23 protein-coding genes are annotated in these 22,034 nt (G+C 66.1%); 10 read left to right on the top strand and 13 right to left on the bottom strand.

Features of this window, described 5'->3' with window-relative positions:
- Positions 1 to 14 precede the first annotated feature (14 nt).
- The 3 genes from tnpA to ACV7NQ_RS08885 all read left to right on the top strand — a co-directional run bounded on the left by tnpA (position 15) and on the right by ACV7NQ_RS08885 (position 2,324).
- Positions 15 to 431 carry an IS200/IS605 family transposase gene (gene tnpA / locus ACV7NQ_RS08895; protein WP_463359184.1) on the top strand — a complete coding sequence of 139 codons (417 nt, stop codon included), beginning with the start codon at positions 15 to 17 and terminating at the stop codon, positions 429 to 431.
- A gap of 764 nt (positions 432 to 1,195) precedes the next feature.
- The gene (locus ACV7NQ_RS08890) at positions 1,196 to 2,098 is read left to right on the top strand and encodes a serine hydrolase domain-containing protein (RefSeq protein ID WP_463359183.1); all 903 of its coding nucleotides are present in this window, start codon (positions 1,196 to 1,198) and stop codon (positions 2,096 to 2,098) included.
- Positions 2,073 to 2,324: a hypothetical protein gene (locus tag ACV7NQ_RS08885; protein WP_463366101.1), complete on the top strand. Its 252-nt coding sequence runs from the start codon at positions 2,073 to 2,075 to the stop codon at positions 2,322 to 2,324. Before ACV7NQ_RS08890 ends, ACV7NQ_RS08885 begins: the two co-directional genes overlap by 26 nt.
- Positions 2,325 to 2,338: 14 nt before the next feature.
- Here ACV7NQ_RS08885 and ACV7NQ_RS08880 read toward each other — a convergent pair whose 3' ends face one another.
- Complete coding sequence (locus ACV7NQ_RS08880; RefSeq protein ID WP_463359182.1) at positions 2,339 to 3,046, bottom strand: TetR/AcrR family transcriptional regulator; 708 nt, start codon at positions 3,044 to 3,046, stop codon at positions 2,339 to 2,341.
- A gap of 110 nt (positions 3,047 to 3,156) precedes the next feature.
- On the opposite strand from ACV7NQ_RS08880, the gene ACV7NQ_RS08875 reads away from it, so the two are divergent.
- Positions 3,157 to 4,557, top strand: coding sequence for an MFS transporter (locus ACV7NQ_RS08875; RefSeq protein WP_463359181.1), 1,401 nt, complete (start codon positions 3,157 to 3,159; stop codon positions 4,555 to 4,557).
- Here ACV7NQ_RS08875 and ACV7NQ_RS08870 read toward each other — a convergent pair whose 3' ends face one another.
- Together ACV7NQ_RS08870 and ACV7NQ_RS08865 are read right to left on the bottom strand one after the other, a co-directional pair.
- A complete protein-coding gene (locus ACV7NQ_RS08870) occupies positions 4,558 to 5,421 on the bottom strand; it encodes a class I SAM-dependent methyltransferase (RefSeq protein WP_463359180.1) in 864 nt (287 codons plus the stop codon).
- 186 nt (positions 5,422 to 5,607) lie between these two features.
- Positions 5,608 to 6,180: a TetR/AcrR family transcriptional regulator gene (locus ACV7NQ_RS08865; RefSeq protein ID WP_463359179.1), complete on the bottom strand. Its 573-nt coding sequence runs from the start codon at positions 6,178 to 6,180 to the stop codon at positions 5,608 to 5,610.
- A gap of 66 nt (positions 6,181 to 6,246) precedes the next feature.
- Here ACV7NQ_RS08865 and ACV7NQ_RS08860 point away from each other — a divergent pair, with 66 nt between their 5' ends.
- Both ACV7NQ_RS08860 and ACV7NQ_RS08855 read left to right on the top strand, forming a co-directional pair.
- On the top strand, positions 6,247 to 7,095 hold the full coding sequence (locus tag ACV7NQ_RS08860; protein WP_463359178.1) for an alpha/beta fold hydrolase: 849 nt from the start codon (positions 6,247 to 6,249) through the stop codon (positions 7,093 to 7,095).
- A gap of 126 nt (positions 7,096 to 7,221) precedes the next feature.
- The gene (locus tag ACV7NQ_RS08855) at positions 7,222 to 8,085 is read left to right on the top strand and encodes an NAD-dependent protein deacetylase (protein ID WP_463359177.1); all 864 of its coding nucleotides are present in this window, start codon (positions 7,222 to 7,224) and stop codon (positions 8,083 to 8,085) included.
- Positions 8,086 to 8,370: 285 nt separating this feature from the next.
- Here ACV7NQ_RS08855 and ACV7NQ_RS08850 read toward each other — a convergent pair whose 3' ends face one another.
- Entirely contained in the window at positions 8,371 to 8,751 is a 381-nt protein-coding gene (locus ACV7NQ_RS08850) for a VOC family protein (RefSeq protein WP_463359176.1), read from the bottom strand.
- An 81-nt stretch (positions 8,752 to 8,832) separates the two neighbouring features.
- Positions 8,833 to 9,528, bottom strand: a complete 696-nt coding sequence (locus ACV7NQ_RS08845; protein ID WP_463359175.1) for a helix-turn-helix transcriptional regulator — start codon at positions 9,526 to 9,528, stop codon at positions 8,833 to 8,835.
- Positions 9,529 to 9,870: 342 nt separating this feature from the next.
- Here ACV7NQ_RS08845 and ACV7NQ_RS08840 point away from each other — a divergent pair, with 342 nt between their 5' ends.
- A complete protein-coding gene (locus ACV7NQ_RS08840) occupies positions 9,871 to 10,710 on the top strand; it encodes a DUF72 domain-containing protein (protein ID WP_463359174.1) in 840 nt (279 codons plus the stop codon).
- 184 nt (positions 10,711 to 10,894) lie between these two features.
- Here ACV7NQ_RS08840 and ACV7NQ_RS08835 read toward each other — a convergent pair whose 3' ends face one another.
- The gene (locus ACV7NQ_RS08835) at positions 10,895 to 11,743 is read right to left on the bottom strand and encodes a fumarylacetoacetate hydrolase family protein (RefSeq protein ID WP_463359173.1); all 849 of its coding nucleotides are present in this window, start codon (positions 11,741 to 11,743) and stop codon (positions 10,895 to 10,897) included.
- The gene (locus ACV7NQ_RS08830) at positions 11,688 to 12,611 is read right to left on the bottom strand and encodes an amidohydrolase family protein (protein WP_463359172.1); all 924 of its coding nucleotides are present in this window, start codon (positions 12,609 to 12,611) and stop codon (positions 11,688 to 11,690) included. The genes ACV7NQ_RS08835 and ACV7NQ_RS08830 overlap by 56 nt, the downstream gene beginning before the upstream one ends.
- 41 nt (positions 12,612 to 12,652) lie before the next feature.
- On the opposite strand from ACV7NQ_RS08830, the gene ACV7NQ_RS08825 reads away from it, so the two are divergent.
- Positions 12,653 to 13,321 (top strand): FadR/GntR family transcriptional regulator, encoded by a 669-nt coding sequence (locus ACV7NQ_RS08825; protein ID WP_463359171.1) that lies wholly within the window; start codon positions 12,653 to 12,655, stop codon positions 13,319 to 13,321.
- A gap of 2 nt (positions 13,322 to 13,323) precedes the next feature.
- Here ACV7NQ_RS08825 and ACV7NQ_RS08820 read toward each other — a convergent pair whose 3' ends face one another.
- From ACV7NQ_RS08820 to ACV7NQ_RS08795, 6 genes are read right to left on the bottom strand one after another with little or no spacing between them, the layout of a single operon-like run.
- Positions 13,324 to 14,250, bottom strand: a complete 927-nt coding sequence (locus ACV7NQ_RS08820) for an aldo/keto reductase (protein ID WP_463359170.1) — start codon at positions 14,248 to 14,250, stop codon at positions 13,324 to 13,326.
- Positions 14,243 to 14,581 carry an L-rhamnose mutarotase gene (locus ACV7NQ_RS08815; protein WP_463359169.1) on the bottom strand — a complete coding sequence of 113 codons (339 nt, stop codon included), beginning with the start codon at positions 14,579 to 14,581 and terminating at the stop codon, positions 14,243 to 14,245. Before ACV7NQ_RS08815 ends, ACV7NQ_RS08820 begins: the two co-directional genes overlap by 8 nt.
- Positions 14,582 to 14,585: 4 nt before the next feature.
- On the bottom strand, positions 14,586 to 15,605 hold the full coding sequence (locus tag ACV7NQ_RS08810; RefSeq protein ID WP_463359168.1) for an ABC transporter permease: 1,020 nt from the start codon (positions 15,603 to 15,605) through the stop codon (positions 14,586 to 14,588).
- Complete coding sequence (locus ACV7NQ_RS08805) at positions 15,602 to 17,119, bottom strand: sugar ABC transporter ATP-binding protein (RefSeq protein ID WP_463359167.1); 1,518 nt, start codon at positions 17,117 to 17,119, stop codon at positions 15,602 to 15,604. Before ACV7NQ_RS08805 ends, ACV7NQ_RS08810 begins: the two co-directional genes overlap by 4 nt.
- The gene (locus tag ACV7NQ_RS08800) at positions 17,119 to 18,216 is read right to left on the bottom strand and encodes a sugar ABC transporter substrate-binding protein (protein ID WP_463359166.1); all 1,098 of its coding nucleotides are present in this window, start codon (positions 18,214 to 18,216) and stop codon (positions 17,119 to 17,121) included. The genes ACV7NQ_RS08805 and ACV7NQ_RS08800 overlap by 1 nt, the downstream gene beginning before the upstream one ends.
- Positions 18,213 to 19,583, bottom strand: a complete 1,371-nt coding sequence (locus ACV7NQ_RS08795) for an L-fuconate dehydratase (RefSeq protein WP_463359165.1) — start codon at positions 19,581 to 19,583, stop codon at positions 18,213 to 18,215. The genes ACV7NQ_RS08800 and ACV7NQ_RS08795 overlap by 4 nt, the downstream gene beginning before the upstream one ends.
- A 209-nt stretch (positions 19,584 to 19,792) precedes the next feature.
- Here ACV7NQ_RS08795 and ACV7NQ_RS08790 point away from each other — a divergent pair, with 209 nt between their 5' ends.
- Both ACV7NQ_RS08790 and ACV7NQ_RS08785 read left to right on the top strand, forming a co-directional pair.
- Entirely contained in the window at positions 19,793 to 20,572 is a 780-nt protein-coding gene (locus ACV7NQ_RS08790; protein WP_463359164.1) for an SDR family NAD(P)-dependent oxidoreductase, read from the top strand.
- A gap of 156 nt (positions 20,573 to 20,728) precedes the next feature.
- Complete coding sequence (locus tag ACV7NQ_RS08785) at positions 20,729 to 21,958, top strand: alpha-hydroxy acid oxidase (protein WP_463359163.1); 1,230 nt, start codon at positions 20,729 to 20,731, stop codon at positions 21,956 to 21,958.
- Positions 21,959 to 22,034: the final 76 nt, after the last annotated feature.

Here is a 22,034-nt window from a genome sequence, read left to right as displayed (position 1 = left end):
CGTAACATTGGTGTATGGCTGACTACAGCGAGATTCGCACTGGCAGGCACTGCGTTTTCGTCCTGCACGCGCATTTGGTTTTCGTGACGAAGTATCGGCACCGGGTGTTCTCTGCCCGGCACTTGGAGCGGATGGAGGAGGTCATGCGGGTGGTGTGCACGGACTTCGAGTGCGAACTAGTCGAGTTCAACGGAGAGGCGAACCACGTGCACCTCCTGGTGAACTTCCCGCCGAAGGTCGCGTTGTCGCGGCTGGTGAACTCCCTCAAAGGCGTGTCCTCACGCAGACTGCGCCAAGAGTTCCCCGACCTGGTCCAGCACTACTGGCGCACCCAAAAGCTGTGGTCGGGATCGTACTTCGCCGGGTCGGTCGCCGGCGCACCGATCTCGGTGCTGCGGCAGTACATCAAGCAACAGGACCACCCGGTCTAGAACACGCTCGGCCCTGACGGGCCTCCCCGTGGGCCTTCACCACGGCCCTGAAGGGCGGCGCACTGGCCCACACCCGGTAGCGCGCCGGGCGCGTCGTAGTGCATCAGACTGTCCGTGCCGATTCCGTGCCCGAGTAGTCCAGGTCACGATCACCGATCGGTCGGTCACGGTGACCACCTCGAGATCGGAGGCTACCAGTGAATCATGTTGCGCTCGAACCGAATCAGTGCCGAGCATGATGAAGGTGGGCTGGGTGTGGCGGGCTGTCCGTACGGACACCGCCGCCGCGCCCGTCGCCACGTTGGCCAGCCATAAGGTACGAATCCGGGGTCCAGCATGGGAAACTCTGTCCGCCGTCGACCTCTACAGCGCAACCGTACGGTCGCCAGTTGAACGCTCCGGTCCCGGTACATGACGAGTCAGCCTCCGACGGCGGACATTCGAGCGGTGGTCGTCAGGCGCCGGCCGCCTCTCGTTCGATCTGGTGTGCGCGCGAACTCGCCTCCGGCGAAATCGCTCCCCTGCTGGAACCCCAGGATCCGCCGATCAACACCGGATTCCTCGCCCGCCGCGTCGGCGCCGCGCGGGCACGTCGAACTTGTCCGCACCCGGCTGCTCGCCGCCGCCAAGAGCTGGTGATGTCGCGTCGAATTCGGTTCGAACCAGACGAGCCCCGCTCCCGTATGTCTGTCTGCAGTGCTGGATACCAGCCATGAATGATCGCCTAGAGCGGGACGGTCACTTGCCATGCAGAGTGAGGCCCGATGAGATGGTTCGCGATGATGTCGGCATGGGCTGTCGCAATGGCGGTGTCGCTGCTGCCCCAAGCGGCGGTGTCGACCGCCGAGCCGACGCGTACCGAGCGGTTACAGGCAGCGCTGGACGATCTGGTTCGGACTTCCAACGTCCCTGGTGCGCAGCTGGTGCGCACCGTGGACGGCTGGGAAACCCAGATCGATAGCGGCGTAGGGGATGTGGTGAGCGGCGCGGCGTTCCCGGATACCGCCCAGGTTCGGATCGCCAGCAACACCAAGACATTCGTCGCAACGGTCGTGCTGGAACTGGTGGCCGAACACCGAGTGGAACTCGACGCCCCAGTGGCGCGGTACCTCCCCGGCGTTGTGCACGGGCCCGGCGGTGACGGAAATCTGATCACCGTGCGAAATCTGTTGCAGCACACTAGCGGAATTCCTAATCACCTCAACCAGCTGGATCTGGGGTCGGTCGACGCATTGCGGCGATACAAGTCCGCCGACCAGCTGATCCGGCTCGGCCTCGACCAGCCGTCCGAATTCACGCCCGGATCGGACTTCGGCTACTCCAACACCAACTACTTGTTGGCGGGCAAGCTGATCGAGCAGGTCACCGGTGTACCGGTGGGCCTGGAAGTCACCCGGAGGATCCTGGTGCCACTCGGACTCCGCGACACCTACTGGACACTGTTCCCCGTGGAAAACGTGATGCGGCGACCACATCCGCAGGGCTACGACACCTTCGATGGCAATCGCGTCGACATCACCGACATCGATCCTGGCTGGGGCCTGGCCGATGGCGCGATGGTGTCCACCGGAGCCGATCTGAACCGCTTCTTCATGGCGCTGTTATCCGGAAACCTGCTGCCCACCACCGCAATTGGCCGAGATGCTGCACACCGTCCCGACCAATGACCCGCCCCGACCCGATGATGTCGGTCTGGGCCTGTTTCGCAGAATCAACTCGTGTGGCATCGAGACCTGGAGCCACGGCGGAGCCATGAACGGCTTCCTGGTGTTCGGCGCGGCGACCGCGGACCGCGCGGTCACGGTGAGCATGAACCAACTGACCCTCCAGCACGCCATGGGTGCGCGCCACGCCGATATGGACAACCTCGTCGATGCCGCGCTCTGCGGGTAGCGACCGACTGCGGACTAAGCGCGGGAGTCGTTTTTCAGCCTCGCCTCTAGGCCGTCCATGACACACAGCAGCCCGAAATCGAACGCCATCGCCCGGCCGACAGCAGGGTCGGCCGGAATCTGATTGCGGTAGTCGGCGACCATCTCGGGATAGCCGTGGCCGAGCTCGTCCATCAACTCCAGCATGCCTTCGGTGTCGAACTCGCCCTCGTATGCCTTGGTGATGGCGACTTCCGGAATGACCTGTCCGAGTACATAGCTCATCACCGTGGAGCTGGCAAGGTAGGTGTCGATGCCGAGGAAACCGGCTCCGATGAAGGTGCGGCGCAGTCGATCGCTGAGCGCGAACGCGTTCGGGCCCACGCTGGGCAGGATGCCGATGATGGTGGCCACCCAGGGGTGGGCCAGCATGGTGACCCGGAGGCTGTAGCAGAACGTGGTCACCACTTCGCGCCATGAGGTTTCTTCCGGCTCGGGAGCATCGACCAGTCCCCAGATCGCGTCGAGGGCCAGCTCCAGCAGCTCGTCCTTGTTCGCGACGTACCAGTAGAGGCTGGTCGCGCCCGCGTCGAGTTTGGCGCCGAGCTTGCGCATGCTCAATGCGTCCAGACCTTCGGCGTCGAGGATTTCTACCGCGGCGGCGACGATCTGGTCACGCCCGAGCCCGGATGTCTTGGGCCGGCGGGGCTCCCGGGTCCACACCGAGGTGAACTGCCTGGTCATCGGGCCGACGTAATTTGCTCGCACACCGTTCGATTCTATCGTACGGTGTGCGAATGGAATCGACTGTCGTTCGAGATCCCCGCCGTTGGTGGATTCTGGGGGTCCTCTGTTTGTCCTTGCTGGTGCTGATGATCGACGGCACCGTGCTCAATATCGCAATCCCGTCATTGATCCGCGAGCTCGGCGCTACACCGTCGGACGTGCAGTGGATCCTCGACGCCTATGTTCTTGTCTTCGCCGGTCTGCTGCTCACCGCGGGCAGCCTGTCGGACCGTTTCGGCAGGCGGCGGATGCTGATCGTCGGCCTTGCGGTGTTCGGCGCGGCATCCCTGCTGGCCGTGCTGGCCACCGAGCCTTGGGAGGTGGTCGCCGCTCGCGCGGCCATGGGCATCGGCGGCTCGCTGCTGATGCCCTCGACGCTGTCCATCCTGATGACCACCTTCGCCGAGGACGAGCGTCGCAAGGCGATGGCCGCCTGGTCGACCGTGTCGATGGTCGGCATCGTGCTCGGGCCGACGCTGGGTGGCTTTCTGCTGCAACACTACTGGTGGGGATCGGTCTTCTTGCTGAACATCCCGGTCGCGGTGGCCGCGATCATCGCCGCATTTGTGCTGATGCCCGAATCGAAGGGCGAGCAGCGTCCGGTCGACCTCGTCGGCGTGCTGCTGTCGGTCACCGCGCTCGGCTCGACGGTCTATGTGATCATCGAGCGCGAATGGAACATCGGAATGATCGTGCTCGCGGTGGTGGCGTTCGTCGCGTTCGCCTTCTGGGAGAGCCGATCCGAACATCCGATGTTGCCGTTGGCCGTCTTCCGCAACCGTGACTTCACCGGCACCGCGTTCACGTTGCTGCTGATGGTATTCGGCATGGGCGCGATCATGCTGATGCTCACGCAGTATCTGCAGTTCGTGCTCGGTTACGGGCCGATGAAGGCTGGTCTGGCGCTGTTGCCGTACGCCCTGGCCGCGGCCGTGTGCAATGGCCTCGGTGCGACCCTTGGCAAGACGCTGAGCAACAAGACGCTCATCGTCGCGGGTCTGCTCGTCATGGGTGGGGCGTTCGCCATCCTGGCCATGGGATCGGGTTACGTCTGGGTCCTGATCAGCATGCTCGTCATGGGCGTCGGTGGCGGACTTGCCGGTCCTGCCGCGTACGCCTCGATCATGAGCGCCATCCCGCTCGAGCATGCCGGTGTCGGTTCGGCCATGAACGACACCTTGCAGCAGGTCGGTATGGCGATCAGTATCGCGATCCTCGGCAGTGTGCTGGCGGGTGTGTTCACCTCGAACATGCCGGAGGACGCCCCGGCGGCCGCGCGCGAATCCATTGGCGCCGCATTCCAACTCGGCTACGGCGAGCCCGCCAAGACGGCCTTCACCACCGCCATGTCCACGGGCTCCTGGATCAGCGCGGGCTTCAGCATCGCCGCCGCCCTGCTCGGCCTGACCTTGCTCCGGACCCGCCCGAAGACGCAGGACCAGCAGCCGCAGGAGGCGGTGGTGGCGTAGTTACTTGGTGCGCGCGGCGCGCAGCACGTGCGGCGGGGCGGCGGACGCGGCCGACGGCGGGATGCCGAGATAGTCGGCAACCAAAGTCGGTCCTGCGTGATCGTCTACCTCGTCGAATCCGATCTCGCGCAGCTCGCGGGCGATTTCCTCGGCCGTGAAAAACGTGAGCCATGGCTCGCCGATCGAGGCGACTCGGTCGGCCCTGGCCCGCCGTTGCGCCGCGTCCTCGGGCGCTGCGGCGGAGGCCGGATAGAGATAGTCGAAGACCAGGTGTGTCGGCACGGCCTGGGCGGCAACGAAACGCAGCGTGTCGAGGATGGCGTCCCTGGTCAGATACATCACCACCCCGAGCCAGACGAATACCGCGGGCCGACTCCGGTCGAAACCGGCCGCGGCCAATCCTTCGGCGAGCGTTTGGCTTTCGAAGTCGACCGGGGCGAAGGTCAGTGCGGTCGGGGTGGTGATGCCCGCCGTGTCGAGACGGTGGCGCTTCCACTCCTGGGTGTCGGGATGGTCGACCTCGAACACCCGGATGTTCGGGTGCGGGTTGCGGTAGGCGAAGGTATCCAGTCCGGCGCCGAGGACCACCACCTGTTGGCTGCCAGCGGCGACGGCGGCGGCGATGGTCTCGTCCGAGAAGCGCGCGCGGGCGGCGAGGAACAGGCGCCGCGCGCGCTTGCGGGTCGTCTCGCCCTCGGGTTCGTTGAGCGTAGCGGTTTCCCGATCGGCGAGCTCATTCGCGCTCACGCCCGCGATCCGAATGGCCAACGGGTCGGTGAATATTCGCGGTTCGGGCGCGATCTGATGGTAGGCGCGGGCGTAGGCGGTAGCCAGGGCTGTACGACTGGGCTGGCCGAGTTGCATAGGTCCGAACCTAGCCAGGATTCGTGCCGGTGACGACCCATATTTAGCAACTTCGGTTGACTACGACCGCAGCCGCGACGGCGAGCGCCTGCTCACCACCAACGTCAACGGCGACTGGGTCGATGCGGGCTGGCAGGACCCGATCGGCATTTTCGACGACATGCTCGCAGCGGAGTTCTGCACTGCTCAGAATTGATGGCTGACCAGCTGGAGGGCTACCGCGTGGCCCGCGGCGCGCAATGGCTCGGTGGAGTGCAGGGTGCGGCTGAGGATGAAGGCGCCCTCCAGTGCGCTCAATAGCGCGAGGGTGAATTGGCGGGCCGCCGTCGGGTCGAGTCCGCGGCCGGTGAAGTATTCGGTGCCGCGATCGATCCAGGAGTCGAGGATTTCGGCCGCGACCCCGCGCAGCGCCGGTTCGTTGTCGGCGATTTCGCCCGCGATCGTGACGACCGGGCACATATTGATCCACCCGGACTGCTCCATCTGCTCCGCCGCCTCCGCGAAGGCTGCGGGCACCGCCTCGCGCAGGTCGTCTTGCGCGTCCATCAGCAGCGGCAGCAGTTGGATGTAAGCCGCGCCCGCGGCGCGCAGGGCCTCGGCCGCGATTTGCTGTTTACCCTGCGGAAAGTAGTGATAGAGCGAGCCCATCGGCGCGTGCGCCGCCTCGCTCACCTGCTTCACGGTGGTCGCGCCGTAGCCCTGCCTGCGCATCAGCTCGGCCATCGCCGTGAGGATTCGTTCCCTGGTGCTGGTTGACATCGATGCGGCCACGACCTAAGAATAGAGCAAATGCTCTAGAGCGGTTACTCTAGTGGAGGTTCGAAGATGCCTACAGCTGAGATCGCGGCCGGTCGCATCCACTACATCGAGCGTGGCGATGGCCCGCCGGTGGTGCTGCTGCACGGCCTGCTGATGAACCACACCGTGTGGGATCGGGTAATCGACCTGCTGCCCAAGGGTTTTCGCTATGTGCTGCCCGACCTGCCGCTCGGCGCGCACCCGATAGCGATGCGTCCGGACACCGATCTCAGCCTGCGCGGGCAGAACCAGATCATCGCGGATTTCATGGCCGAACTCGATCTGCACGACGTGACCCTGGTGCACAGCGATTGGGGCGGCGGGATTTTCCTCACCGCCTACGGCCTCGACCAACGTGTCGCCCGGCTGATCGCACTGCCGTGCGAGGCGTTCGACAACTTCCCGCCGGGGCTGCCCGGGAAGATGGTCGGCATCGCGGTGCGGATGCCGGGTGGAATCACCCTCGCGTTGCGGCAGCTACGGATTCGGTGGCTGCGCAACTCGCCCATGCTGATGGGGCATATGGCACGAAACCCGCTGCCCGACGACCTGATCCGGGGCTGGACCGAACCCGCGTTGCGCGACAAAGGGATTCGGCGGGATCTGCTCGAATACGCCACCTCGGACTTCGTGAAATCCGATCTGATCGCGAATACCGAGGCATTGCAACACTTTTCCGGCGAGGCGCTGGTGTTGTGGTCGTCCGCGGGCAAGGTGATGCCGCGCGAGCACGGACGCAGGCTGGCGGCCTTGCTGCCGAAAGGCAGGCTAATCGAGATCGACGACGCCTACGTCCTGTCCATGCTCGACCGGCCCGAAGCGGTCGCGGCGGCGATGACGGCATTCCTGACCGACCAACGAACCGGCGCGGTCTGAGACCTTCCGGTGGGCGGCCGCACCTCGGCCCATGACGTCGGGCTGATAGTGCCGAGGTTTCGTCGACCGTGCCGGGTCACTGCAGGTCGACGGTGTGGCCGGCACCCCGGCAGTACCCTGAATTCCATGTCGGAAATCTCGGAACCGCAGGTCGACGCGGACTTCGACCGGCTGCTCGAGCTGCTCATGGGCCGCCGGGTGGCGGTGCTTACCGGTGCCGGTGTGTCCACCGACAGTGGCATCCCCGACTATCGCGGCCCGACCTCCCCGCCCCGGAATCCCATGACCTACCAGCAGTTCGTCGGCGACGCGGCCTTCCGGCAGCGCTACTGGGCGCGCAACCACATCGGCTGGCGCGCCATGGACGGGTCTCGCCCCAACCCGGCGCATCGCGCCCTCGCCCGGTTGGAATCGATGGGCATCGTCACCGGCTTGATCACCCAGAACGTTGATCTGCTGCACACCAAAGCAGGCCAACGCCGCGTCATCGACCTGCACGGCACCTACGCTCGCGTCCGGTGCCTCGGCTGCGAAGCCCTCATCTCCCGCATGGCGCTTGCCGAGCGCCTCGAGGCCGCGAACCCGGGTTTCGCGGCCGATGCGAGGGCCAGCGGCGTCGAGGTGGCGCCCGACGCGGACGCGGTGATCACCGACACCGACAACTTCCGCATGGTCGACTGCGAACGCTGCGGCGGCCTGCTCAAACCGGACATCGTCTACTTCGGCGAGAACGTGCCCAAGGACCGCGTCGCCGCCGCATTCGATCTGGTCGACAACGCCGACGCACTACTGGTGGTCGGTTCCTCCCTGACCGTCATGTCGGGCCTGCGCTTCGTGCGCCACACGGCGAAACACGCACGGCCCGTGGTCATCATCAACCGCGGCCCAACCCGCGGCGACGAACTGGCCGCGCTCACCCTCGATGCCGGATGCTCCGCGGTGCTCACCGCGCTCACCGACACTCTCGCCACGAGCGTTCTCGCCCGCTAGCGAACTAGGTAAGGAACGTCCTCAACGGCACCGACCACCAAAAGCCACGGCGAACAAGACGACGCCAGCGGCGCCTACATCCGCTGGCGCAACCAGCACGCTGAACTCAACGAGTTCGCCGTCGAGTCGAAGATCCGGCTACCCGATTTCCTCCCCTACGTTGCTTGAAGAGGCATTAGAACGCTTCTCGCGGAGACCACCGGCCTGCTGGCCGCCCTCGACGCCTTCACCACCCGCGACTTCGCGGAGGTGGTGCGCCGCATCACGACGCACCACCCCTAGGGCTCAGGCCGCCGGCGGCGGGGTGAAGACGCCGAATCGATTGCCTGAGGTGTCCATGAGGTGGGCGAAGACCAAGCCCGATTCGTTCGTCGTCGGCGGCGCCAATACCTTTGCGCCCAAGCGCTCGGCGTCGGCAACGGTGGCGCTCACGTCGGCCACCTCCACGAAAAAGGTCGCGTGGTTGTCCGTGGCGTCCTCGGTGTGCCCGATACCGCCGACCGGGATGTCGCTGTCGGCGTATCGGATCAGGTCGTAGCGACCGTCGCTGCTGGGGTCGGAGACAAAGCTCCAGTCGAACAGGTCACCGTAGAACGACTTGGCCTGCTCCGGTTCGTTGCTACCGACTTGGAACCAGGTCACCGTGTTGAACGCGGGCGTACTCATCTATCAGCCTCCAGGAAAGTGGATGTCGTTGTCGTGCTCGACCACCCTCGCGCGGCCACGCGACAACCCCCTGTCGGTGTTTCACAGTGAGACTGTCCTCATCGTGCAATCGGGGACGTCGATCTCCTGCGCGGCTCGCGTCGACACCAAGAGGTCCGTGATCGCAACATCCCCGATGCGGTCGAGGCGAAAGCAGCGGGAATCATGGCGCAACCTGCACCACGCCACGAGGTACCAACCGTGCACGCCGACCAGCAACGCGGACGGCTCCACCTCACGCTTGGTGCACTCGCCCGCTCGGTCCCGATACGTCATCCGCAACACTCGTCCGGCTTCGATCGCCTGGCCGATCACCGCCGGGATCTCCTGCGCGCGCGGCACATCCGCCGCCTCCATCACTCGCACTCGCGCCGCCAGGTCACGTGCGGCGCTCGCCTTGTGTTCCGGCATTACCGCGAGGACCTTGCCCAGGGCGCTGCGCCCGGCCCGATCGAACGGCGCACCCTGACTGCGCTCCAAAGCCACCGCGATCGCGACGGCCTCAGCCGGGGTGAAATTGAGCGGCGGCAAGGACATGGTCTTCTCGAGCGCATAGCCACCGCGGCGGCCGACATCGGCGTAGATCGGCACACCCGCCTGCTGTAATGCGCTGATGTCCCGCTCGATGGTGCGGGCGCTGACCTCGTAACGGCCGGCTAGCTCACGTGCGGTGCGCAGGCGCGGCGCCACGGCGCGCAGATCTTCGACGATGGCGTACAGGCGGTCCGTACGGTTCACCCGGCCACCGTAGCGCCCACCACCGACATCTTTCTCCGACGGTCAACACGGCACCCGGTTACCGCAGCGACCTATTTTGAAGAGGCACTGGAGTCCGGAGATCCGCCGCCTGCTGGTGGCATTCGTACTGACACGTCTACATCCCGCCGACCACATCTGGGCCTGGTCGGCCTGGCGACGCCGGCAACACCAAGCCCCGTTTATCCCACTACCGCCGCCGCGGCCACCCACTCACCTGAGTGCCGTTGCAGTACTGGGCCGTCCATCATTGCCGATGTCTGTCGGGCGTCGCGGTGGTCTCCGACGTCGGCGCTCGTCCACGTGTGCGTTAGCGTCGAAGGCATGCGGCTTCACGTGGGATGCGCGATGTGGACGCACGCGGCTTGGCGAGATCGGCAGCCGGTCGCGGGGGAGCGGTTGCGGTCGTATGCGCAGTGGTGCGATGCGGTGGAGGGGAACACCACGTTCTACGCGACACCGCAGCGGCGGACCGTGCAGATGTGGGCCGAGCAGACCCCGCCGGAGTTCCGGTTCGTCGTCAAACTGCCCAAGCCGATTACGCATGAGCGCAGGCTGAATGGCGCCGAGGCAGAGCTCGGCGCGTTTCTGACGGCGGTCGAGCCGCTCGGGCCACGCATCCATGCGCTGTGGGTCCAGTTGCCCGGCTCCTTCGGGCCGAACGATCTCGGGGCGCTGGCGGGATTTCTGCGCCAGCTGCCGAGCTCGTACCGCGCTGCCGTCGAGGTCCGGCATCCCGCCTTCTTCGAGGACGAGCGGGCCGCGCAACAGTTGGAACGAGTGCTCGCCCGGGTAGACGCCGAGTGGATACCTTTCGACACCACAGTACTTTTCGACGGACCCTCGACCAGCGCGGCTGAGCACGAGGCACGGTCGAAGAAGCCACGGCTGCCGCGTCGGACGCGGGCCCTCACCGAATTCCCGATCGTTCGGTACCACGGTCGGGACGCGGCGGAGCGCACGATCGCGGGCTGGCAGCCGTGGCTCGACGTGGTCGCCGGATGGCTGCGCGAGGGTCGCGCGCCCACGGTTTTCATTCATACTCCGGACAACGCAAGCTCTTTGGACCTCGCGCGCCGCTTCCACGACGAGGTGCGTGCACTGGTTCCAGAACTGGAGGAGCTCCCCGACCCGCATCCGACCGAGCCGATGACCTTGTTCTGAGCCGCGCGGTGTGGCTCGGCCGCCGCTACCCGGTGGGAGGTGTGTGGTCGACGACCCGCCCGTCGATGATCTGCCAGGTGCGCCCATCGGAGTGAGCACCACGCACGCGGTGGCGGAGGACGGTCACGAACAGCCGACGGTCACTGCTGCGCGGTTCCGGCGCCGGGGGCACGAGAGCGCGCCTTCATCTGGCGTCGCGGCACTGCTGCCTGGCGCGGCCGATGCCCTCGATCTCGACCTCGACCACGTCGCCGTCGCGCAGGTAGGGGTAGCGGCCGGAAAGAGCCACGCCCTCCGGGGTTCCGGTGTTGATGATGTCACCGGGTTCGAGGACCGCGTACTGCGACAGATGCCAGACGAGATAGGCCACGCCGAAGATCAGGTCGGCGGTGCTGGAATCCTGGCGGGCCTCGCCGTTGACGAACGAGCGCAGGCGCAGATTGCCGGGGTCGAGCTGGTCACGGGGGATCAGCGCGGGGCCGAGGGGATTGAAGGTCTCGCAGCATTTGCCTTTGGACCATTGGCCGCCGGAGTGTTCGAGTTGGAACTCGCGTTCGGAGACGTCGTTCGAAATAGTGTATCCCGCAATGTGATTCATCGCGTACTCCGGCGAGCCGAGGTAGCGCGCGCGTTTGCCGATCACCACCGCGAGTTCGACCTCCCAGTCCGTCTTGTGGGAGTCGCGGGGGATGAGGACATCGTCGTAGGGGCCGACCACCGTGTTCGGCGTCTTGAAGAAGACCACCGGCGCTTCCGGCGGCTTCGCCCCCGATTCCTCGGCGTGCGCGGCATAGTTCATGCCGATGCACCACACTGCCTGCGGTCGCGCGATCGGGGCGCTGATGCGCTGCCCGGTGATGTCGATTGGGGACAGGCGACCCGCGGCCAGTGCCGCCGCGACGGCGTCGATGCCGCCGGATGCGAGGAAGTCGCCGTCGATATCGGAGGTGAGCGAGCTCAGGTCATAGGCCTGCTCGTCATCGACGACTATCGGTCGCTCGGCACCCTGGGCGCCGATGCGCTGCAACTTCATTCGCTGTCTCCTTCATTCTGTGCGGTGGGATTTTGTAGGTGTGCCGCGCCACCTCGGTCAGGATCTGGGCACGGTCGGCCGGCGTCAGCCCGTCGAGCGTTTCCAGGGTGGTCTGCCACACCGTGCGATACGACGCGGCGGTGAGCGTGAACGGCCAATCGCCGCCGACCATCAGCCGCGCGGGTCCGAACACCCGCAGGGCATGGTCGACGTAGGGCTGCCAGCGCGCGGCGCTGATCTCCGTACCGGATACCGTTGCCAGCCCGGAGATCTTGGCCACCACATTCGGCTGGGCCGCCACGTCGGCGAGCAGATCGGCCCACGGCTGCCACTCGCCCGACGCGATCGGGGGCTTGCCCAGGTGGTCGAGCACGATGGTCAGATCGGGGTGTTCGCGCGCGATCACCGGGACCTGCGCCAGCAGATCCGATCGCTCGGCCACCGCGTCGAACGTGAGTCCGGCCTGAGCCAGCAGGGTTAGACCATCCGAAACTTCGGGTCGCAGTAGCCAGGTCGGGTCCGGATCGCGATGGATCATGTGCCGGACGCCGACGAATCGAGGATGCCTACGCAGCGCGGGCAATTCGGCCGCGACGAGATCGGGCTTGTGCAGCGGTAGCCAGCCGACTACGGCGGCCGTACGCGGCGATCGGGCCGCGGCGGCCAGCAGGGCGTGGTTCTCGGCCAGCGAATCGGAAGCTTGCACGAGCACTATCGCGCCGACATCGTGCTCGACCAACTCCGCCTCAACATCCTTCAGAGTGTACGTCCGATACAAGACATCGGATGTTTCGGTCAGCCAATCGTATTCGACGTGGAATTTTCCACCGTCAATGCGCCAAACATGAACGTGGGCGTCTACAGTCATCGGAGGCATAGGTTCACATCCTCGAGGGCGAAAGGAAACAGGTGTCGGTCACCGACGACGCGATAGCGAAGATCAAGGCGATGATCGTCTCGGGCGATCTGAAGCCCGGCTCGCGGTTGCCCCGCGAAGCGGATCTCGCCGCGGATCTCGGCGTCTCGCGCAATTCGCTGCGCGAAGCGGTGCGGGCGCTGTCGCTGGTCCGGATCCTGGACGTGCGCCAGGGCGACGGCACCTATGTGTCCAGCCTGGAACCGAAGTCGCTGCTCGACGCCATGAGCTTCCTGCTCGAATTCCACCAGGACGACTCGGTATTGGACATTCTCGGCGTCCGGCGCATCCTGGAGCCCGCCGCGACCGCGCTGGCCGCGCAGCAGATGACCGAGGATCAAATCGAGCATTTGCGCACGCTGGTCGAACCCGAGACGTCGTCGGTGACCGAACTGGTGGCGCTGGACCTGAACTTCCACGCCGCCATCGCCGCTGCCTCCGGCAACAAAGTGCTTGCCTCCCTGCTGGATTCGCTGTCGCTGCCGACGATGCGAGCCCGGATCTGGCGGGGCATCACCGAGGAGCGGGCCTTCGAGCGCACCGTCGCCGAGCACCGCGGCATCTGCGACGCGATCGCCGCGCACGACCCGGAATTGGCCCAGGCCCGTGCGCTCGCGCACGTCGGCGGTGTGATGGAGTGGTTGGGCAAGGCCGCGGGTTGACATCAGTACCCGGCCAGTGCGTCGAGTTCGTCCCAGAGTGCTTCCGGCACGGCGGTGTTCAGCATGGCGACAGTGTCGTCGACCTGCTTGTCGGTGCCCGCGCCGATGACAGTCGCGCCGACCGAGTCGTTTCGTCGCGGAAACTGCAATGCCGCCGCACGCAGGGGCACACCGTATTTCGCGCAGGTCTCGTCCATCGCGACCGCGCGTTCGACGATGTGGCGGTCGGCCGGGCGATAGTCGAAGGTGGCCTGCCGCCGCGGATCCGCCAGAATTCCGCTGTTGAGCACACCGGCGATCAGCACCTGGATGCCGCGCCGCGCGCATTCGGGGAGGAGTTCGGCCTCGGCGCGCCGGTCCAGAAGCGTGTAGCGCCCGGCGATCATGACGTGATCGATTGGTGTTTCCCGCACGAAGCGTAGCGCCACATCGACGTCGTTGACGCCGACGCCGATGCCGGAGACGACGCCTTCGGCCCGCATTCGGTCGAGTTCGGGTACCGCTGCGGCAATGGCTTCGTCCTGATGGTCGTCCGGATCGTGGATCAGCAGCAGATCGACCCGGTCCAGGCCGAGCCGGGTCAGTGAATCCTCGAGCGAACGCCGGACACCCGCTGCCGAATAGTCCTGTCGCCGTGATCGTTTCGACGCCCCGTAGAAGTCGGCGACGCCGTCGGCTGCCCGTGGATCGTCGTAGAGCAGGCGACCCACCTTGGTCGACACCATGTATTCCGAACGCGGGCGGCTGCGTAGAAACCGGCCGAGGCGTTCTTCGCTGCTGCCCGCACCGTAGTGCGGCGCGGTGTCGAAGGCGCGGATCCCGGCATCCCACGCCGCCGCGATCGCCTCGTGCGCCGCTGCCTCGCCGATCGCCCGGTACAGCCCCGCGTAGCCCGCGCCGCCGAGGACGACGTCTCCTACGTCATGCACCCGCGTCACCCGCCGAGGGATCGAGCTCCCACATCACCGGCAGTGCCGCGTCGGTGCCTGCGGCCGAATAGTCGTGCGACGCTTCGAGATACTTGTTGATCCGCAGCTGCCAGGCAATGTTGACCGGCAGCTCGGCCAGCTGTTCGAGCAGCGCATCGTATGCGGCACAGTCGATTACATGGAATAGATCGGTGCCGCTGCGCCAGATCGTCCACGACGTGGCACCGGCGTTCCTGATGGCCTCGACGAGTTCCGCGGGCACCTCGCCATGCGCGGCCTCGTAGGCGGCTTCGGCGCCGGGTTTCAGGCTGGTGTGCAATGCGATTCGCATGCGGTCACTCCTGCCTGCGGCCGCTGGCAATGCGGGTGATGACGAGGGCGACGAGGATCAGCGCACCGTTGATGAACTTCAGCGAGTCCGCGCTGACGCCGCCGTAGGACAGCAGTTTCTGGATGAGGGTGAGGATCAGGACGCCGAAGAAGGCGCCGAGCACCGAACCGCGCCCGCCGTTCAGAGCGACACCGCCGATGACGCAGGCGGCGAAGACCTGGAAGATCATCCCGTCGCCCTGGCTCACCTGCACGCTGGCGAACTGTCCCGAGTAGATCAGCCCGCCGATCGCGGCGAGCCCACCGGCGGCCACCAGCACGGCGATGACAACATTGTCGGTGCGAATCCCGGCGGCGCGCGCGGCCGCCTCGTTGCCGCCCACCGCGTAGAGCGCGCGCCCGGCGGTTGTGTAGGTGAGCACGAGATAGCCGAGGATGAACAAAGCCAGGCAGATCGCCACGTCGACCGGCACGCCAAGCACCCTGGTGTTCCCCAGCCATTCGACCGGCGCCGGAATCTTGGTGAGCGTGAAGCCCGCGGTGAGGAAGGTGAGCAGTCCGCGCAGGGCGATCAGCATGGCCAGGGTCACGATGAACCCGTTGAGCCCGAACCGGACGATCAGCACGCCGTTCAGCGCGCCGACGGAGAGCCCGACGAACAGCGCGATCGGAATGGCCATCCACGGCGAAGTCCAGGTGAAGGCGCCCACTTTGGCGGTGCCCATGGTCGCCCAGATCGCGACACCGGGGGCGAGTCCGAACGTGGATTCCAGCGACAGGTCCATCCGCCCGACCACCAGCACCAGCACCTCGGCAAGCACGATCAGGGAGATCCCGCTCATCGAGGTCAGCACATTGGTGAGGTTGGTCGCGGAGACGAAATTGGTGTTGATGAAATAGCCGACCACCAGCACCAGCAGGATCGGCGGTACGAGCAGGAAATCCCGCAGCGCACCCCAGCGCACAGTGGGCAGCGACCGCCGGGTCGCGTCGCGGGTCGCGGGCTCGGTGGCGATCCGGGTCATGACAGTCCTTCCATTGCGGCGACGAGTTCCTTGTCGCCCCAGCCCTTGTCGTATGTCTGAGTGATCCGGCCCTGCACCATAACCAGGACGCGATCGCAGTCGCGCAGATCGTCGAGCTCGTCCGACACCACCAGCACGGCGGTGCCCTGGTCGGCGGCATCGCGCACGACAGCGCGCAGCGTGTCCTTCGACCGGACATCGACGCCAGCGGTGGGGGTGATCAGCACCAGCACGGTAGGGTCGGTGGCCAGCGCGCGGGCGAATACGACCTTCTGCTGGTTACCGCCCGATAGCTCCGCGACGCTCTGTTCAGGGCTTTCGGTCTTGATGCCGAGATCATCGATGGCCTTGTCCGCCACGCTGTTGCGCATTCGACGCGATAGCAGGCCGAGACGTCCCAGCCGGTGTGGCACGGTGAGTGTCGCGTTGTCGGCGACGCTCATCTCGGGGATCAAGCCTTCCTCGTGCCGGTCGCGCGGTACGAATCCGATACCTGCCTCCAGCGCGGCCCGCACTCCGTTGCGGCGCAACGGAACTCCAGCTATGAGAATGGAACCCGATGCGGCCTTGCGTAATCCGACGATGGACTCCGCGACCTCGATCCGGCCGCTGCTGCCACCGCCTGCGAGCCCAACGATTTCACCCGGTTGAATGCCGAACGCCACCTCGGCGAATTCGCCTGCTCGCGTGAGTCCTTCGACCCGCAGCGTCGGTTCGGCAGAGGTGTCCGGGGAGCGTCGTTCGGCGGGCTTCTCGAGCTCGACCTCGTCACCGGTCATCGCGGCGATGAGGTCCTTCTTCCCGAGTTCGGCGACCGGCGCGGTCACCACATGCCTGGCATCCCGGAAAACGGTGACGTCCCGGCAGATTTCGTAGGTCTCGTCGAGGTGGTGGGAGATGAACAGGAAGGTGACGCCCTGAGCCTGGAGATCTCCGATCCTGGTGAACAACCGCTTGATGGCGGGTCCGTCGAGTTGCGCGGTCGGTTCGTCCAGGATGATGAACCGTGCCCCGTGCGATAGCGAGCGCGCGATCTCCACGAGTTGGCGATGCTCCACCGACAGATCACGGGCGACGGTGTCGACATCGACCGGCACCGACCAGGTGTCGAGCAGCTCGCGTGCGCGAGATCGCACCGTGCGCCAGTTGATGATTCGGCCACCGAAACCCTGGCGGTTGACGAACAGATTCTCCGCCACCGACAGATCCGGGATGATCGTCGACTTCTGGTACACGCACGCCACCCGGGATCGCCACGCGTCCCGGTCGGCCGGCGACGGCGCCGGGAGACCGTTGAATCGCACCTCCCCCTCATCCGGAGTTGCGAGTCCGGTCAGAATCGACACCAGGGTCGACTTCCCGGCGCCGTTGCGGCCGACCAGGGCGTGGGTGCGGCCCGCGGTCACCCGCAGGCCGACACCGTCGAGGGCAACGACGTTGCGACCGAATCGCTTCGAGACGCCGATCGCTTCCGCGATCGGTTCACCGGTCGGCACTGTTGCGTCGGTCGTCATCAGCCGCCGTGACCCCACAGGCCGGGCGCGGTCGGCGAAACCGTGTCCAGATCGCCCACCTTGCCGCCCGCCCGGGTGACGACGGGAGCAGGCAGTTGGTCCTCCAGCATGCCGCCGATGCCGGTGTCGATGATGGTGGAGCCGTGGTCGGTGGGTCCAGGGGCGAACTTGCGGCCGTCCGCCGCCGCCTTCGCGTAGACCGCCGCGTACTGCGCATACAGGTCGGCGGGCTGGGAGATGGTCGCATCGATCTCGCCCGCCTGGATGCTGTCCAGCTCGGCCTTGATGCCGTCGTTCGACACGATCGTGATGTGCCCGGGCTCACCGGCTTTCACCAGCTTGCCGCTGCGCTTCAGCAGCGCCAGCGTCGGTTGCAGGAACACACCGCCTGCTTGCATGTAGATGCCGTTGATATCGGGATCGGTGAGCAGCTTGTCCTGCAGGCCCGAGACGGCGCGATCGCCCTTCCATTCGGTGGGGATCTCGATCACCTTGATGCCCGGATACCTGGTCTTCATGCAGTCGGCGAACGCCTCGGAGCGGTCGCGCCCGTTGATCGAACTCAGATCACCTTGGAACTCGACGACTTTGCCTGCGCCCTTGAGGGTTTCGCCGAGATACACGCAGGAGTTGGTGCCGTAGGCGCGGTTGTCGGCACGCACGACCATGTATACCCCGCCGCTGTCGGGGCGGGTGTCGACGCTCACCACGGGCACGTTCTTCGCGGTCGCGGCGGCGATGGCGGGCTTCACCGCGGCCGTGTCCTGCGGCGCCATGATGAGTGCCTTGATGTTCTTGGATAGCAGTGTGTCGACATTCGACTTGAGCCGGTTGGCGTCGTTGTCGGAGGAGGTGTTCTCCAGCTTTACCCCGGCCGCGGTGGCCTTGGGGCCGAGGTAACCGGCGTAGGCGCTCCAGAAGTCGGAGTCCGATCGCGGCTGATCCGCACCGACGAGGACGCCGTTCTCGGCGCCGCTGCCGACGGTGACGGCTGGACCGGTACTGCTGGTGCCGGTCGACTCCCGGGAACAGGCGACGCCCGAGGCGACGACCACGGTGACGCCGATGGCCGCGCCGATGATCTTGGCGGTTTTCATGAGTTCTCGTGCTCCTTTGTCGAGAGGTCCACTGCCGGTGTGGAATTCGTTGTGCTGTAATCCGGCGGGTCCGTTCGCCATGCGGTTCCGGTCGGGTAGCGGTAGTCGCGTAGGGAAGCGGGCAGCATCTCGGCGCTGAAGCCGGGCTCGCGCGGTGTGCGATAGCGTCCGTCGCGCACCTGCACCGGATGGCGGAAGTGTTCGTGCAGGTGATCGACGAACTCGATGGCGCGGTCCTGCATGGTTCCGGAGATGGCGAGGTAGTCGATCATCGCCAGATGCTGCACCAGTTCGCAGAGTCCGACGCCACCCGCGTGCGGGACTACCGGTACGCCGAACTTGGCCGCCAGCAACAGGATCGCGAGATTCTCGTTGACGCCGCCGACCCTGGCCGCGTCGATCTGCAGGATATCGACGGCGCCTGCCTGGAGCAGTTGTTTGAACAGGATCCGGTTCTGTCCGTGCTCGCCGGTGGAGATCCGCACCGGTGTGACGCGGCGGCGGATTTCGGCGTGCCCGAGGATGTCGTCCGGGCTGGTCGGCTCCTCGACCCAGGCCGGATTCGCCGGTGCCAGCCGGGAAATCCAGTCCACCGCTTCGTCGACGTCCCACCGCTGATTGGCGTCGACGGCCAGTCCGATGTCGGGGCCGACGGCTTCGCGCGCGACCTTGACCCGCCGCACGTCTTCTTCCACGTTTCGGCCGACCTTGATTTTGATGGTGCCGAATCCGTCGGCCACCGCCTGCCGCGCCAGTCGCGCGAGTTTATCGTCGGAGTAGCCGAGCCAGCCGGGGGAGGTCGTGTACGCGGGGTAACCGGCCTCGAGCAGGTGTTCGATGCGCTGCCGTCGGCCGGGCTCGGCTCGGCGCAGAATGTCCAGTGCCTCAGCGGGTTTGAGAGCGTCGGTCAGATAGCGGAAGTCGAGCAACTCGACGATCGCCTCCGGGGACATCTCGGCGACCAACTGCCACACCGGTTTTCCGGCCAGCTTCGCGGCGAGATCCCAGGCGGCATTGATCACCGCACCCGCCGCCATGTGGATGACGCCCTTCTCCGGGCCCAGCCAGCGCAGCTGCGAATCCGCAGTGAGGCAACGCGCGAATCCGCCGAGGTCACCGACGATCTCGGCCACCGGCTTACCGACGACGAGGTGCTCGAGCGACTGGATGGCGACCTGCTGCACCTCGTTCCCGCGCCCGATCGTGAATGCGAATCCGTGCCCTTCGTGTCCGGTCGGGTCGTCGGTCCGCAGGATCACATACGCCGCCGAGTAGTCGGGATCGGGGTTCATCGCATCCGAGCCGTCCAGCTCTCGCGACGTCGGAAACCGGACATCGAGAGTGTCCAGCGCCGTGATGTGCGGCATGGGCGATCCTCTTTCGGATAGTGATCTGGGTCACGACTATACATCGGATGTCTGCGCGCGCAATGGGTGTTTTCGAATTCGTGGATTTCGTTCATTCAGTACATATAGCGATCATGACGGTGGAATCGGTGCTATCTTCGCCACCGTTAAACATCGGAGCTGTTCGGGGCAATCGCTGATCCCTGAGCCGAGGCGGAAGGTGGATCGGTATGTCGTCGCAGGCACCGCTCGACGGGCTGGTTGCGGTCGTCACCGGGGGCGCGTCCGGTATAGGGAAGGCCGTCACCGAGGTATTCAACGCCGCCGGCGCACGGGTGGCGATTCTCGACCTCGCTCCCGGCGACCCACCGGGGGCGGGCCTGGGGCTGTACTGCGATGTATCCGATGACGAGTCGGTGCGTGAGGCGATCGAGGCGGTGGTCGCCGGGCTCGGCCAGATCGACATCGTCGTCAACTGCGCAGGTATCGGCGCCCAGGGCACCATCGAGGACCACACTGACGACGAATGGCGGCGGGTGTTCGAGGTGAATGTGCTGGGGACCGTGCGTGTTTCGCGCGCTGCCCTGCCGCAGCTGCGGCAGTCACCGGCCGCCGCGATCGTGAATATCTGCTCGATCGCGGCCACCACCGGTCTGCCCGACCGCGCCATCTACAGCGCGAGTAAGGGGGCGATTCTCGGGCTCACCCGTGCGATGGCTGCCGACCATCTGCGGGAGGGTATCCGGGTAAACTGTGTGAACCCGGGAACCGTAGACACCCCGTGGGTGCAGCGGCTGCTGGCGGCGAGTCCCGATCCCGACGCGGAATTAGCCGCGCTGCAAGCGCGTCAGCCGCACGGACGGCTGGTCGCGGCTGCGGAAGTGGCTGCTGCGGTCGGGTATTTGGCGGGCCCCGGCGCGGGTTCCACGACAGGGACGATGCTGGAGGTCGACGCCGGTATGCATTCCCTGCGTTTGCGCCCGGCTCCTCCCGCGGAACACACGCGATGACCGCGCGCCGGATGCCGCTAGAGTTCGCGTCGCTCGCCGAGTGCGGGCGACCGTTGCAGAAAGAGGGTGCACGATGACCGTCCGCACGATGCCACTGCCGCGTGAGTTCGCGTCGCTTGCCGAATTCGAGCGACCGTTGCCTGCGGAGGACGCCCGATGACCGTCCGCAGAATGCCGCGCCCGCGCGAACTCGCACCGCTGGTCAAGTTCGAGCGACCGTTCGGTGGTAAGAAGCGCAAACTTGAGCGCGCCCAGACGATTTGGGATCTACGCGAGATCGCCCGCAAACGCACCCCCAAGGTCGCGTTCGACTACACCGACGGCGCGGCAGATGCCGAGATCAGCCTGAAGCGCGCGCGAGAAGCGTTCTCCGACATAGAGTTCCGGCCCGCGATCCTGCGCGATGTCGCCTCGGCTGACACCACAACGACAGTCCTCGGCAAGACGGTCCAACTGCCATTCGGCATCGCGCCCACCGGATTCACCAGGATGATGCACACTGCAGGGGAGTTGGCCGGAGCCCGCGCGGCCGAACGCGCGGGCATTCCGTTCACCCTCTCCACCATGGGCACCACCGCCATCGAAGATGTCGCCGCAGCCACCGGCCCCAATGCCCGCAACTGGTTTCAGCTCTACATGTGGACCGACCGCGACCGATCCCTCGCCCTCGTCGAACGCGCCGCACAGGCCGGATTCGACACCCTCGTCGTCACCGTCGACGTCCCCGTCGCGGGCGCCCGCCTGCGCGACGCTCGCAACGGCATGACAGTGCCCCCCTCGATCACCCTCACCGGCGCCCTCGACGCCCTCCGCAAACCATGGTGGTGGTGGGACTTCCTGACCACCGAACCGCTGGCGTTCGCATCCCTCGACCGCTGGTCCGGAACGGTGGCCGAACTCCTCGACGCCATGTTCGACCCGACCGTCGGCTTCGACGACCTGACCTTCATCCGCCAAAACTGGCCCGGCCGAATCCTGGTCAAAGGCGTACAAACCGTCGACGACGCAAAACGTCTAGCCGCCCTCGGCATCGACGGCATCGTCCTGTCGAACCACGGCGGCCGCCAACTAGACCGAGCCCCCGTCCCCCTACATCTACTGCCCTCAGTAGCGCGCGAAGTCGGCACCGACCTCGAAATCCACCTCGACACCGGCATCATGCACGGCGCCGACATAGTCGCCGCCCTAGCCCTCGGCGCCCGCTTCACCCTCATCGGCCGCGCGTATCTATACGGGCTCATGGCAGGGGGCGAGCCCGGCGTGGACCGCGCCATCGATATCTTGCGCACCCAGGTGGTGCGCACAATGAAGTTGCTCGGTGTCAGCGCGATCGGGGAGCTGGAACCGCAGCACGTGCGTTTACTGGAACGCTATCGGGCACTCTAGTAGAAAATCCGGCCTCGCCGATCACCACGCTGGCTTCGTCGGTGCCCATTCGGCAGGTGCCTACCGGGTGACAGGC

Source organism: Nocardia sp. Tas62D01 (assembly GCF_055232035.1).
Note: the sequence above shows the minus strand (reverse complement) of the source record. Positions and strands in the feature narration are given on the sequence as shown.